12 protein-coding genes are annotated in these 12,946 nt (G+C 73.2%); 9 read left to right on the top strand and 3 right to left on the bottom strand.

Features of this window, described 5'->3' with window-relative positions; all coding sequences use genetic code 11:
- The first annotated feature begins 68 nt into the window (after positions 1-68).
- The gene (locus ABG090_RS09605; RefSeq protein ID WP_347757584.1) at positions 69-893 is read left to right on the top strand and encodes a TatD family hydrolase; all 825 of its coding nucleotides are present in this window, start codon (positions 69-71) and stop codon (positions 891-893) included.
- 12 nt (positions 894-905) lie between these two features.
- Here ABG090_RS09605 and ABG090_RS09600 read toward each other — a convergent pair whose 3' ends face one another.
- Positions 906-1,490, bottom strand: a complete 585-nt coding sequence (locus ABG090_RS09600) for a hypothetical protein (protein WP_347754259.1) — start codon at positions 1,488-1,490, stop codon at positions 906-908.
- Positions 1,491-1,648: 158 nt separating this feature from the next.
- Positions 1,649-2,617 (bottom strand): hypothetical protein, encoded by a 969-nt coding sequence (locus ABG090_RS09595; protein WP_347754258.1) that lies wholly within the window; start codon positions 2,615-2,617, stop codon positions 1,649-1,651.
- Between the two features lie 86 nt (positions 2,618-2,703).
- On the opposite strand from ABG090_RS09595, the gene rsmA reads away from it, so the two are divergent.
- Together rsmA and ABG090_RS09585 are read left to right on the top strand one after the other, a co-directional pair.
- Entirely contained in the window at positions 2,704-3,597 is an 894-nt protein-coding gene (gene rsmA, locus ABG090_RS09590) for a 16S rRNA (adenine(1518)-N(6)/adenine(1519)-N(6))-dimethyltransferase RsmA (protein ID WP_347754257.1), read from the top strand.
- A 44-nt stretch (positions 3,598-3,641) separates the two neighbouring features.
- Positions 3,642-4,160: a DUF4287 domain-containing protein gene (locus tag ABG090_RS09585; protein WP_347754256.1), complete on the top strand. Its 519-nt coding sequence runs from the start codon at positions 3,642-3,644 to the stop codon at positions 4,158-4,160.
- Between the two features lie 357 nt (positions 4,161-4,517).
- On the opposite strand, the gene ABG090_RS09580 is transcribed toward ABG090_RS09585, so the two are convergent.
- A complete protein-coding gene (locus ABG090_RS09580; RefSeq protein ID WP_347754255.1) occupies positions 4,518-4,916 on the bottom strand; it encodes an MmcQ/YjbR family DNA-binding protein in 399 nt (132 codons plus the stop codon).
- Between the two features lie 82 nt (positions 4,917-4,998).
- On the opposite strand from ABG090_RS09580, the gene ABG090_RS09575 reads away from it, so the two are divergent.
- The 6 genes from ABG090_RS09575 to ABG090_RS09550 all read left to right on the top strand — a co-directional run bounded on the left by ABG090_RS09575 (position 4,999) and on the right by ABG090_RS09550 (position 12,875).
- Entirely contained in the window at positions 4,999-5,931 is a 933-nt protein-coding gene (locus ABG090_RS09575) for a 4-(cytidine 5'-diphospho)-2-C-methyl-D-erythritol kinase (RefSeq protein ID WP_347754254.1), read from the top strand.
- A gap of 241 nt (positions 5,932-6,172) precedes the next feature.
- The gene (locus ABG090_RS09570; protein ID WP_347754253.1) at positions 6,173-7,996 is read left to right on the top strand and encodes an ABC-F family ATP-binding cassette domain-containing protein; all 1,824 of its coding nucleotides are present in this window, start codon (positions 6,173-6,175) and stop codon (positions 7,994-7,996) included.
- Between the two features lie 102 nt (positions 7,997-8,098).
- Positions 8,099-8,785: an MtrAB system response regulator MtrA gene (mtrA, locus tag ABG090_RS09565; RefSeq protein ID WP_347754252.1), complete on the top strand. Its 687-nt coding sequence runs from the start codon at positions 8,099-8,101 to the stop codon at positions 8,783-8,785.
- 7 nt (positions 8,786-8,792) lie between these two features.
- The gene (gene mtrB, locus ABG090_RS09560; RefSeq protein ID WP_347754251.1) at positions 8,793-10,490 is read left to right on the top strand and encodes an MtrAB system histidine kinase MtrB; all 1,698 of its coding nucleotides are present in this window, start codon (positions 8,793-8,795) and stop codon (positions 10,488-10,490) included.
- Positions 10,487-12,148: an LpqB family beta-propeller domain-containing protein gene (locus ABG090_RS09555; RefSeq protein ID WP_347754250.1), complete on the top strand. Its 1,662-nt coding sequence runs from the start codon at positions 10,487-10,489 to the stop codon at positions 12,146-12,148. The genes mtrB and ABG090_RS09555 overlap by 4 nt, the downstream gene beginning before the upstream one ends.
- 76 nt (positions 12,149-12,224) lie before the next feature.
- Positions 12,225-12,875: a phosphoribosyltransferase family protein gene (locus ABG090_RS09550; RefSeq protein WP_347754249.1), complete on the top strand. Its 651-nt coding sequence runs from the start codon at positions 12,225-12,227 to the stop codon at positions 12,873-12,875.
- Positions 12,876-12,946 lie beyond the last annotated feature (71 nt).

Here is a 12,946-nt window from a genome sequence, read left to right as displayed (position 1 = left end):
CCCCGGCCGGCACCGAGCTGCCCGGCGGCGAATACATCCGCGAGCGGCACAACGACGGGAAGCGCGACATGACGCGGCCGCCCGCGCCCGAGCCGCTCGGGGCGCCGATCTACGACAACCACACGCACCTGGAGATCAAGGACGGCGAGGGCTTCTCCTACGCGGACGCGCTGGATGCGGCGGTCGCCGCGGGCGTCGCGGGCGTCATCCAGGTGGGCGGCGACGTGGAGTCCTCCGAGTGGTCGGCCGCGCTCGCCGCACAGGATCCGCGCGTGCTCGCCGCGGTCGCGATCCACCCCAACGAGGCGCCGGGCTACGCCACCGCGGGCACGCTCGACGAGGCGCTCACGGTCATCGATCGGCTCGCCCAGCAGCCGCGGGTGCGCGCGGTCGGCGAGACCGGGCTGGACTTCTTCCGCACCGGCGACGAGGGCCGGCGTGCGCAGTTCGCGTCGTTCGAGGCGCACATCGAGATCGCCAAGCGCCACCGCCGCGCCCTGCAGATCCACGACCGCGACGCGCACGACGCGGTGGTCGAGACGCTGTTGCGCGTGGGTGCCCCCGACGTAACGGTCTTCCACTGCTTCTCCGGCGACGAGCACCTCGCTCGCATCGCGGCCGAGCACGGCTGGTACCTGTCGTTCGCCGGCACCGTCACCTTCTCGAACGCCAAGAACCTGCACGGCGCCCTGCGGGTCGCCGACCGCAGCCGCATCCTGGTGGAGACCGACGCGCCGTTCCTCACGCCCGCGCCCTTCCGAGGCAGGCCGAACAGCCCCTACCTGACGCCGTACACGGTGCGGTTCATGGCCGAGCAGCTGGGCATCGACGCCGACGAGCTGGCAGCAGAGACGGCGGCGAACACGGTGCGCGCGTACGGCAGTTGGGACTGACGGCGGCGGAGCCTAGTTCGCGATCGCCGGGCGGATCTCGACGGTGATCTCGTCGTCATCGTCGTCATCATCGGTCTCGTCGTCGTTCCAGTCCTCGACGACCGCCTGCGTGATCGACGCATCTGCCCCGGCGACGGGGAACGCCCAGCCGAAGATCCGCAGATCCGCGGTGCAGGCGACCGTCGCGCTGGACTCGTCCCACTCGAACTCGATCTCGAGCATGCCGTCGTCGACCTCGATCGACTCGGCCGTGGGCTGGCACGTGGTCGAGCTGCTGCCAGCGCCGATGACGTGCACGAGCGTCGCGTCGGTGTTGCCCCACGCCACGAACGGCTCGCCGACCGGGATGTCGTCGATGCTGTAGGCGCCGAGGATCGCCTCGTCCTCGATGCGGTAGGGCGCGCCGGCGATCTCGCTCGGCTGCGGGTCGGCGGTCGCGGTCTCGGCAGGGGCTGTGTCGGTGGGCTCGGCCAAGGGCGTCGGTGCGCTCGTCTCGGCCTCGGCGGTGGGCGGCGCGGTCTCGGCGGGCTCGCCCGCCGACGTGCAGCCGGTGAGGGCGACGAGGCCGATGATCGTCAGCGGGAGGGTCCGTCGCATGTGGTGCAGCTCCTTGGTTCGCGGTCCGCGCGGGTCACGGAGATTCCAGCCTCCCACGCTGGCCCACCGGCCTGGACGAGCGCTGGGCGGCGGACCGGCGGCGGGTTGGCGCCAGACGCCAGCGCCGCGGCCCCAGATCGGCAGCGCGAGGGCGGGCGTCAGGGCAGCTCGAGCACGTCCTCGGGTTCGAGTGTGACCTCGACCGACCCTTCGAGCGCGCCGCGCACCGTGACCTCGACCGGCAGCGTCGCCGTGACGGCGGCAGGCAGGGTCACCCGCCAGCCGTGGACCGTGGCCTCGCCATCACAGCTCGCGCTCGCCGCGCGCTCGAACGTCACCTCGATCGTCCCGGGCCCGGTAGGTGCGGCGCCCACCGGCTGCGGCACGCAGTCGGTGGTGCCGGATGCCGCGAGCAGCACCGCGAGCGAGCGGCCCGGCTCCACCCATCGCACCTCGAGCAGGTTGCTGTTCGCCGCGGCGAGCGCCTCTTCCGGCAGCTGCTCGGTCGGGATCGGCTCCGGCTCGGGCACCGTGCCGCTGTCGGGGATCTCGCTCGGCTGCGGGTCGGCGCCGGGGCTGAGGAGCGTGTCGTCGGGGCCGAGCCGCAGATCCACGACGTCATCTGTGCCCCGCAGGTTCACGAACTGCACCGGCACGACGTTGCCCGCATCGATCGGCTGCGCGAGGTCGAGCTGCCAGCCGTGCAGCACGAAGTCGGCCGTGCACATCACCTCCGGATTCGGCGGGTCGAAGTGCACGGCGATCGAGGGCGTGCCGAGGTCGAGCTCGGCCGGATGCGGCTGGGGGATGCACTCGCCGCCACCGCCGGAGCCCCCGACGATGACCGCGATCGACGCGCCGGGCTCGACCCAGCGGAGCGCGGCACCGTTCGCCGAGACCTCGTCGAACAGGCCCGACGCCGCCAGCTCCGATGCGTCGAGCGCGACCGGAGCCGCGCCGGCCATGGTCGTGGAGGGCGATGGCGGGGCGGTCGTGCTGCCGGGGCCGATCGGCTGGCTGCAGGCGGCCACGAGCGCGGCGACGCCCGCGAGCGCGACGACGGCCAGCATCCGCGACCGGCCAGCGTGCCGGGGCGCCGACCGCCGAGGGTGCTGCGTGATGCTCATGGATGCTCCTCACTGGCGTCGGGATCGCGATTGTCTCGCGTGAGCCTATGATCCGCGTGCCCTCGCGCTCGGCATAGGCTCGACGGGTGCACGAGACGATCGACGGACCCTCCGCAGGCGGGCGACGCAGCGCCGAGACGCTGCTGGGCGCGTCGGAGATCCGCTCGCTGGCAGCGCAGCTCGACCTCACGCCCGCGAAGCGCTGGGGCCAGAACTTCGTCGTCGACGCGAACACGGTGCGCCGCATCGTGCGCACGGCGGATGTCGCCGGGCTCGACGTCGTGGAGGTCGGGCCTGGCCTCGGGTCGCTGACGCTCGGCCTCACCGAGGTGGACGCGCGGGTGGCGGCCGTCGAGATCGACCCGCGGCTGGCGGAGCTGCTGCCCCGCACGGCGGCGCGCAAGCAGCCGGACGCGCGGCTCGAGGTCGTGCAGCACGACGCGCTGACGCTCGAGGAGCTGCCGTTCGCGCCGCAGGCGATCGTCGCCAACCTGCCGTACAACGTGTCGGTGCCCGTGCTCATCCACCTGCTGGAGCGATTCCCCACGATCGACCGCGCGCTCGTGATGGTGCAGTCGGAGGTCGGGCATCGACTGGCCGCGCGCCCCGGCTCGAAGACCTACGGCTCGCCGTCGGCGAAGGTCGCCTGGTGGGGACCGTGGGCGCTCGAGGGCGACGTCTCGCGACAGATCTTCTGGCCGGTGCCGAACGTCGACAGCGTGCTGGTCGGCTTCCGGCGCGGCCCATCGATGGGCTCGGAGGAGCTGCGCCGGCGCACCTTCCGAGTGATCGACGGCGCATTCGGGCAGCGGCGCAAGATGCTGCGGCAGGCCCTCGCAGGGGCGTACGGATCGTCGGCGGCCGCCACCGAGGTGCTCGAGCGGGCCGGCGTCGACCCGACACTGCGCGGGGAGGCACTCGAGCTCGCGGACTTCATCCGCATCGCCGAGGCGGGGGAGCCCTCCGCCGGGATGGGATAGGCCTCGCTGCGCGCGAGCCGCCTGAGGCAGCAATGGTCGAGCGCATGGACAGGGGCATGGGAGCGGCGGCGACGCGTGCCGCGACCGGCCGCGACTACGACGAGTGGCGCGATCTGCTCGAGGCCGCGGGTGCGCTCGAGTGGAGACATCCGACGACCGTCAAGTGGCTGGTAGCGCAGCACGGGGTCGACCACTGGTGGGCGCAGGGCATCACCGTCGACTTCGAGCAGGATCGCAAGGGTCGGCTGCCGGGCCAGCAGGCGGACGGCACCTTCGCGGTGTCGATGACGCGCACGGTGCCCGGGGAGCGGCTCGAGGCGCTGGCCACGGTGCGCGCCGCGGTGGAGGCGGTGCACGGCGAGGCGCACCGCGCGAACCTCGGCGCGTCGCAACCGGTGGTGCGGTGGCGACTGCGCGACGGCACGCGCCTGGTGGCGGCCGCGCAGCCGCAGAAGCCCTCCGGCACGCCCATCAACCTGATGGCCGAGAAGCTGCCCGACGCCGCGGCGATGCAGACGGCGAAGGCCGCGATCGCTGCGCTCTTTGCCGCCGCCGTCGGCTGAGCCGCCCCCGCCCGCGCGCTCTCCGCGCCCTACCCGCGCCCTGCCGGCCGCCCGCGCCCTACCCGCGCCCTGCCGGCCGCCCGCGCCGCCCGGGCTGCCCGCCGGCCGCGGCGCCCGCGCCGCGGCCCGCGCGGGGACAGAGTTGTCGCTAGCGGCGCGCATTCGAGGCGCTTGCGAGCCGATAGCGACATTTCTCCGAGGCCGCATCCGCGCCGCCGCATCCGCGCCACCGCATCCGCGCCGCCGCATCCGCGCCGCCGCGTCCGCGCCATATGCTCCGCGTCCGCGTGGCGCAGAGTTGTCGCTAGCGGCGCGCATTCGAGGCGCTTGCGAGCCGATAGCGACACTTGTGCGTCGTCAGGCAGAGGGGGAGCGCGCGTCAAGCTCCGCGACGAGGCGCTTCGGCGCGGTGACGCGGAAGCTGGAGTCGATGAGCTCTGCCACCCGCTCCCAGTCCACGTGCGCGAGGTCGATGGCGATCCATCCGTAGGGGCCGAGGTAGGCGGGCTCCAGCGCACCCTCCTCGAGCATCGCCAGCCGCTCATCGGGCTCCAGCAGCACGCTCAGGCGCGGCGGATGCAGGCCCTCGCGGTGCTCCTGCTTCGTCGTGCCCGCGTAGTAGGCGAACACCTTGGTCGTGAAGAACGCGGGGTGACCGTGCGACACCTTCTCGGCCGCGCCCGGCATGGCGAGCGCGATGCGGCGGAGCCGCACCAGCACCGGATCCGCGGTCTCGAACATGAGCGGATGCGCCATGTGGGCAGGCTAGCGACGGAGCGCAGGCGGCGCGACGATTGCCGTGGAGGAGACGACTTCCCGGTGGCAGTAGGTTGGAATCGTGGGACGAGGCAGCACGGGCAGCACGGTGCGGGCGAAAGCGCCCGGCAAGATCAACGTGCACCTCGGCGTCGGCGCCCTGCAGGACGACGGCTATCACGACGTCGCGACCGCCTACCAGGCCGTCAGCCTCTACGAATTCGTCGAAGCGACCGAGGCCCCCGACTTCTCGGTGCGCTTCTCGGGGCCGATCCCGCACGAGCATCTCTCCACCGGCGCCGACAACCTCGCGATCCGCGCGGCCATGGCGCTCGCCCGGCGCGGCCGGGTGTCGAGCGGTGTCTCGCTCTCGATCGACAAGCACGTGCCGATCGCCGGGGGCATGGGCGGCGGCTCTGCCGACGCCGCAGCGACCCTCGTCGCGTGCGACGAGCTGTGGGGGCTGCACCTCGGCCGCGAGGCGCTGCACGAGATCGCCCGCGAGCTGGGCGCCGACGTGCCGTTCGCGCTCGCCGGTGGCACTGCGGTGGGCACCGGCCGCGGCGACCAGCTGAGCCCGGCGCTCGCGAAGGGACAGTTCCACTGGGTGCTGGCCTACGCCGACGCCGGCCTGTCGACGCCCGACGTCTACCGCGCGCTCGATGAGCATCGCGCGCTGCACGCCGCCGACATCGCACCCGCGCATGACGTGCCGACGGTGGATGCGCGGGTGCTGCAGGCGCTGCGCGCGGGCGACGCGAACATGCTCGCGGATGCGCTGCAGAACGACCTGCAGGCGCCGGCGCTGCGGCTGATGCCGCGGCTGGCGGGCACGCTCGAGTTGGGCGAGCGATCCGGCGCGCTCGCGGGCATCGTCTCGGGCTCCGGGCCGACCGTCGCCTTCCTCTGCGACAGCCTCGAATCGGCCATCGAGCTGCAGGTCTCGCTCTCCACCGCGAAGGTGGTCGCGGTGAAGGTCACCGGCCCCGTGCATGGCGCCCGCCTCATCGACTGACGCGCCCAGCGCCCAGCGCGCAGCGCCGCTGCGCCCAGCGCCAACGTCGAGCGCCGCCGAGTGCCCGTCATCGTCGTCGACCGGTGCTCCTGCGCGCCACCGGGGCTGGCACGCCCGCACCGATGGGGCGCATCCGCACCGATGAGGCGCATCGCATCGGTGGGGCGCATCCGCACCAGTCGGCGGGCCGGGCGCGGGCAGTGGGCGCGGCCGGCGCCGGCGTGCGGGACAATAGCGGGATATGGCACACCTCCTTGGCGCTGAGCGCGTCGGCATCGCCTTCCCCACCCGCACCGTCTTCGAGTCGATCTCGCTCGGGCTCGAGGACGGCGACCGCATCGGCATCGTCGGCCGCAACGGCGACGGCAAGTCGACGCTGCTGCGGATGCTCGCGGGGCGACTCGAGCCGACGAGCGGCCGCGTCACGCGCCGCGGCGGCCTGCAGGTGGGCGTGCTCGACCAGCAGGACACCCTCGACGGCGACACCACGATCGGCGAGTCGATCGTCGGCGACCGGCCCGAGCACGAGTGGGCGGGCGACGCGCGCATTCGCGACATCCTGAACGGCCTCGTCGGCGACCTCGACTGGCACGCCCGCGTCGGCGACCTCTCGGGCGGGCAGCGCCGCCGCGTCGCGCTCGCGCAGCTGCTGGCAGGCGACTGGGACGTGCTGTTCCTCGACGAGCCCACCAACCACCTCGACGTGCAGGGCATCGCCTGGCTCGCCGACCACCTCAACGCCCGCTACGCCGGCGGCCGCGGCGCGTTCGTCGCGGTCACGCACGATCGCTGGTTCCTCGATGCCGTCTGCACCGGCACGTGGGAGGTGCACGACAAGCTCGTCGAGCCCTTCGAGGGCGGCTACGCGGCCTACATCCTGCAGCGCGTCGAGCGCGATCGGATGTCGGCGGCCACCGAGGCGAAGCGGCAGAACCTGATGAAGAAGGAGCTCGCCTGGCTGCGCCGCGGCGCACCCGCCCGCACCGCGAAGCCGAAGTTCCGCATCGACGCCGCCACGCAGCTGATCGAGGACGAGCCGCCCGTGCGCGACCCCATCCAGCTCGCGCAGCTCGCCGCGACCCGGCTCGGCAAGGATGTCGTCGACATCGTCGACGCCTCGGTCGAACTGGGCGGCCGCACGATCCTGGACGATGTCACGTGGCGCATCGCACCCGGTGAGCGCGCCGGCGTGCTGGGCCGCAACGGCGCGGGCAAGTCGACGCTGCTCGCCCTGATCGCCGGCCGCATCCAGCCCACCGCGGGCCGAGTGAAGACGGGCAAGACGGTGAAGATCGCCGAGCTCACCCAGGAGCTCGCCGAGCTCAAGCAGCACGAGAACGATCCCGTGCGCACGGTCGTCGGGAGCCTCAAGTCGAGCTACGCCTCCGGCGGCAAGGAGCTCACGCCCGGCCAGCTGCTCGAGCGGCTGGGCTTCCGCAGCGGCGAGCTCTCCACCCCCGTGAAGGATCTCTCCGGTGGCCAGCGGCGCCGCCTGCAGCTGCTGCTGATCCTGCTCGACGAGCCGAACGTGCTCATCCTCGACGAGCCCACCAACGACCTCGACACCGACATGCTCGCCGCGATGGAGGACGTGCTCGACTCCTGGGCCGGCTGCCTCATCGTGGTCAGCCACGACCGCTACCTCATCGAGCGCGTCACCGACCACCAGTACGCGGTCATCGACGGCGGGCTGCGCCACATGCCGGGCGGCGTGGATGCGTACCTCGAGCTCTCGGGCACGGGCTCGGTCGCGCGCACGGCCGCCCGCGCGACCAGCGCCTCCGTCGGTGGAGGAGCCGCCGAAGGCGGCGCCCCGAGTCCTGGGGACGCCCCCACCCTCTCGGGCGCGGAGCGCCGCGCGCTCGAGAAGGAGGCCGCGAGCCTCGAGCGTCGGCTCGCGAAGGCGGACGCTGCGCGCTCGGCGCTGCTGGAGCGCTTCGAGCACGCCGACCACGGCGACTTCGACGCGCTCGCCGCGCTGCAGGCGCAGCTGGCCGAGGTCGAGGAGCGCGTCGCCGCGCTCGAGGAGGCGTGGCTGGAGGCCCACGAGGGGCTCGAGCGCTGATCGGCCCGCCTGCTCCGCTCGCATGGTCCGCTCGGATACAGTGACGAGAGCCGCGCGACCGCGGCCCCCGGTGATGCCGGCTGCAGGATGAAGGGAGCGCCGATGGCGGAGCAGACGATCCTCGTCGTCGATGACGACCCGGCGCTCGCCGAGATGATCGGCATCGTGCTCGCGGGCGAGGGCTACGACCTGGAGTACTGCGCCGACGGCGCCGAGGCGGTCGACCGCTTCCACGAGGTGCGGCCGGACCTGGTGCTGCTCGATCTCATGCTGCCCGGCAAGGACGGCATCCAGATCTGCAATGAGATCCGCGCGGAATCCGGCGTGCCCATCATCATGCTCACGGCGAAGGGCGACCCGACCGACATCGTCGTGGGACTCGAATCCGGCGCCGACGACTACGTCGTGAAGCCCTTCAACCCGAAGGAGCTCGTCGCGCGCGTGCGCACGCGGCTGCGCCCGCAGCACAGCGGCGACACCGGCACGCTCCGCGTCGCCGACCTCGACATCGACGTCGCCGGCCACCAGGTCACCCGCGGCGGCGAGCCCATCTCGCTCACGCCGCTCGAGTTCGAGCTGCTCGTCACGCTCGCGTCGAAGCCCAGCCAGGTCTTCTCGCGCGAGATGCTGCTGGAGCAGGTGTGGGGCTACCACTACAAGGCCGACACGCGCCTCGTGAACGTGCACGTGCAGCGGCTGCGCTCCAAGGTCGAGCGCGATGTCGACAACCCCGTGGTCGTGACGACCGTGCGCGGGGTCGGCTACCGCGCCGGCGCACCCCAGGGCTGAGCCAGCGGTGGCCGGACGACGCCGCACGCTGTGGGAGTGGGCGACCGGCCTGCTCCGGCGCTCGATGGGCGCTCGCGTGGTCGCTGCCAGCATGCTGCTGTCGACGCTCGCCCTCGTCACCGTGCTCGGCTACATGTCGGCATCCGTCGGCCAGAACCTGTTCGAGACCCGACGCGACGACGCGCTCGTCGAGGCCGTGCAGGCGCGCGGTCAGATGCAGCAGATCTTCAACGAGGCCGTGACGGAGAACCTCACGAGCGGTGAGCTGGATGCGCTGCAGGACACGGCGCTCGGCGCGATCTCCGACATCATCTCCAGCCGCACCTCGACCGAGTACGCGATGCTCCGCACCGACGGCCAGACCGAGACGCTGCTGACGATGAACGACGTGCAGTCGCAGGCGTTCGACGCCGACCTGCTCACGCAGGAGCTGCGCGCGGCGGTTGCCGACGGCAGCGAGCGCCCCTTCTACCAGTCCGTGCGGATCGCGACGATGAGCGGCGGTCAGCCTGGCCTGGTGGTCGGCACGACGGTCGACGTGCCGCTGACCGGCCAGTACGAGCTCTACCTGATGACGAGCCTGCAGTCGACGCAGGAGACGCTCGACTTCATGCACCGCACCATGCTCCTCGGCGGCCTCGCGCTCATCGCGCTCATCGCGCTCATCAGCTATCTCCTCGCGCGGCTCATCGTCGGCCCGGTGCAGATCGCCGCGGAATCGAGCGCGCGGATCGCCGCGGGCGAGCTCGACGTGCGCATGCCCGTGCGGGGCGAGGACGAGATGGCGAAGCTGGGCCGCTCGTTCAACCGCATGGCCGACTCGATCTCGCGGCAGATCAACGAGCTCGCGACGCTGTCGACGGTGCAGCAGCGCTTCGTCTCGGATGTCTCCCATGAGCTGCGTACGCCGCTCACGACGATCAGGCTGGCGGGCGACGTGCTGCACGACCGGCGCGCATCGTTCGACCCGGTCTCGGGTCGCACCGTCGAGCTGCTCTACACGCAGATCCAGCGCTTCGAGCAGCTGCTCGCCGATCTGCTGGAGCTGAGCCGCTTCGACGCCGGCGCCGCGCAGCTGGAGATCGAGCCGACCAACCTCGTGCGGCTCGCGGAGGGCGAGATCGAGGCGGTGCAGCCGCTCGCTGCCGAGCGCGGCACCGAGCTGCGGCTCATCGCGCCGGGCGGCCACTTCGAGGCGGAGGTCGACCCGCGTCGCATCCGCAGGATCCTGCAGAACCTGCTCGGCAACGCCATCGATCACGGCGAGGGCAAGCCGGTGGTGGTGATCGTCGACTCCTCGACCGACGCGGCCGCCATCGCGGTGCGCGACCACGGCGTGGGGATGACGGAGGTCGAGATGAGCCGCGTGTTCGACCGCTTCTGGCGCGCCGACCCGTCGCGCCAGCGACGGACGGGCGGCACCGGGCTCGGCCTCTCGATCAGCCGCGACGATGCCGCACTGCACGGCGGCTGGATCGACGTGTGGTCGAAGCCCGGCGCCGGCACCCAGTTCCGCCTCACGCTGCCGCGCGCGGGAGCGCGTGCGGTCGCCTCGCCGATCGAGCTGGAGCCGGACGACACGCGTCCCCTGGAGCTGTCGGCGACGACGCCGGAGGCGGCGCAGCAGCCTGCCGGGCCGGAGCTGCACCCGAACGCGCTCGTCGACCCGACGATCGCCACTAGCTCTGAGGAGGTCGAGCGATGAAGCGCGCGCTGATCGCCGTGGTGGCGCTGCTCGGCCTCGTCGGGTGCGTCGCGATCCCCGACTCCGGCCCGGTCGCGGAGGGCGAGGTCGACACGAGCGAGCAGAGCAGCGTGCTCGTCTTCCTCGCGCAGGAGCCGCAGCCCGGCGCCACGCAGGAGGAGGTCATCCTGGGCTTCCTCGCCGCTGCCATCAGCCCGAATGACGACTTCTCGATCGCGCGCGAGTACCTCGCGGGTTCGGCCGCATCCACGTGGGACCCGGATGCGCGGGTGATCGTGCGCTCGGGCGCGCAGCCGGAGGTGTCGCTCACGGGCGAGACCACGGCCGGCGCGCAGCTCACCGTGCAGTCGGAGGTCAGCTCGGGCGGCGCGCTGCAGCTGACCACCGGCAACCGCACGCTCGAGTTCGAGCTCGCGCAGGTCGACGGCGAGTGGCGCATCTCGCAGGCGCCCGACGGCATCGTGCTCTCGGCCTTCTACTTCGACCAGCTCTTCCGTGCCCACACGCTGCACTGGCTCACGCAGGACGGCACTCGCACCGTGCCGGAGCTGCGCTGGTTCGAGCGCTCCGCGACCACCCTGCCGGAGCGCATCATCGACGCGCTGCTCGCCGGGCCGTCCACCTGGCTCTCACCCGCCGTCTCCACCGCCGGAGCAGTGGAGGCGTCCCGAGTGGGCGCGCCGCGCGTCGACGGCACCACCATGACCGTCACGCTCGACATCGAGCAGATCCAGCAGCTGGGATCCGGCAGCCTGCAGCCGCTCGCCGGGCAGCTCGCGCTGTCGCTGCGCGACGTCGGCGTGCGCGAGGTGCGGCTGCAGGTCGAGGGGCTCGCGGGCTTCGTCGCCTCCAGCGCGGAGGCCGGCCCGTTCGACGAGGGCGACGTCGACCCGCGACCGCTCGTGCTCGAGGGCTCGACGCTGCACCCGATCGGCGGGGGAGCGCCAGCGCTTGACGATGTCGGCGCTACGCTCGCGGCGATCGGCGCGACCAGCTACACGGTCGGAGCAGCGGGCGGTGTGGCCCACACGGGCTCGACCGCGGCCTGGGTGGTGCCGGACGCGGAGCCGGTGGTGATCTCCACCGACGTCGGCGCGGTGCCGACCGTCGACGACAGCGGGTGGGTGCTGCTGCAGGAGCGCAGCGCCACCGCACGCCTGCTCGCGTGGCGCGGCGGCGAGCGCAACGAGCTCCCGCTGCCGCCGAGCTTCGACCGGGTGGCGGCGATGGAGCTCTCGCGCGACGGCTCCAGGCTCGCGATCGCCACCGCGGGCGGCGGCGTCGGTGGCGGAGCCAGCAGCCTCTGGGTGATGGCGGTCGTGCGCGATGCCGACGGCCAGCCGATGACGCTCGGCGAGCCCTACCCGCTGCCCGCGATCGAGGGCGCGGCCGCCGACATCACCTGGGTCAGCCCGACCCAGGTGGCGGTGCTGGCGACCGACGACGACCGCCCGCAGATCACGGTGCTCGCGATCGGCGGCGTCGCCGAGCAGCTGCCCTCACCCGGCGGCGGCGTGCAGGCGATCGTGGGCGGCAGCGAGGGCACGACGACGCTGCGCGCGCTCGGGGCGGACGGCGAGCTGCTGTCCCTCCGCGGTCGGGTCTGGAGCCCGGCGGCCGGCCTCGAGCCGCTCCGGCTCATCGCCACCCAGCAGTAGTCGGGCGCAGTCGCGCCATCCACAGGCAGACCATCTGCCCGCACCCGGCGACCTCGCCGTGCGGCACCATGCGGGCATGGCAGGCGCGTCGGCGATGCGGGAGGCGGCGAGCGTGCTGTGGCCGATCGCGTGCCCCGGCTGCGGTGCGCTCGACGTGGCGGTGTGCTCCGCGTGCAGGGATCTGCTGCTGGCCGGCCCGGTGCGGGGGATGCTCGACGACCTGCCGCTGGTCGCCGCGACCGAGTACCGCGGCGCCGCGAGAGCGCTCATCGTCGACTGCAAGGAGCACGGCGGGCGCGCGACCGCGCGCGTGCTCGGCGCAGGGCTCGCGCTCGCGATCGCCGCGCTGCCCCAGGCGTCCCTCGTGCGCGTGCCGTCGAGCCGCGCGGGCCTGCGGCAGCGCGGCTTCGACCCGGTGGCGCTCGTGGTGCGCGGTGCGAGCGCTCGGGCGCTGCCGCTGCGCCGCAGCCCGACTGCCCGCTCGGCGGGAGCCCAGAAGGAGCGCACCGCCGCCGAGCGCCAGGCGGCGGCACACGGCTCGCTCCTGCTGCCGGCACGCGCTGCGCGGAAGCTCGACGGGCGCCCGGTCGTGATCGTCGACGACGTCGTGACGAGCGGCGCGACCGCCCGTGAGGCGATCCGAGCGCTGCGCGCGGCAGGCTGCCGGCCCGTCGGCATCGCGGCTGTCGCGCGCACGATGCGGAGGGTTCCCGTGGGGCTGGCATGACGCAGGGTCCGCGGGGGTAGAGTGACCGCACGCAAGTCGGCGCAGCAGCCGCAGGCGCCGATGCCGATCAC

It is taken from the genome of Agrococcus sp. ProA11, assembly GCF_039880525.1.
GTDB lineage: Bacteria > Actinomycetota > Actinomycetes > Actinomycetales > Microbacteriaceae > Agrococcus > Agrococcus chionoecetis.
This window is presented reverse-complemented; position numbering and strand designations above follow the sequence as displayed.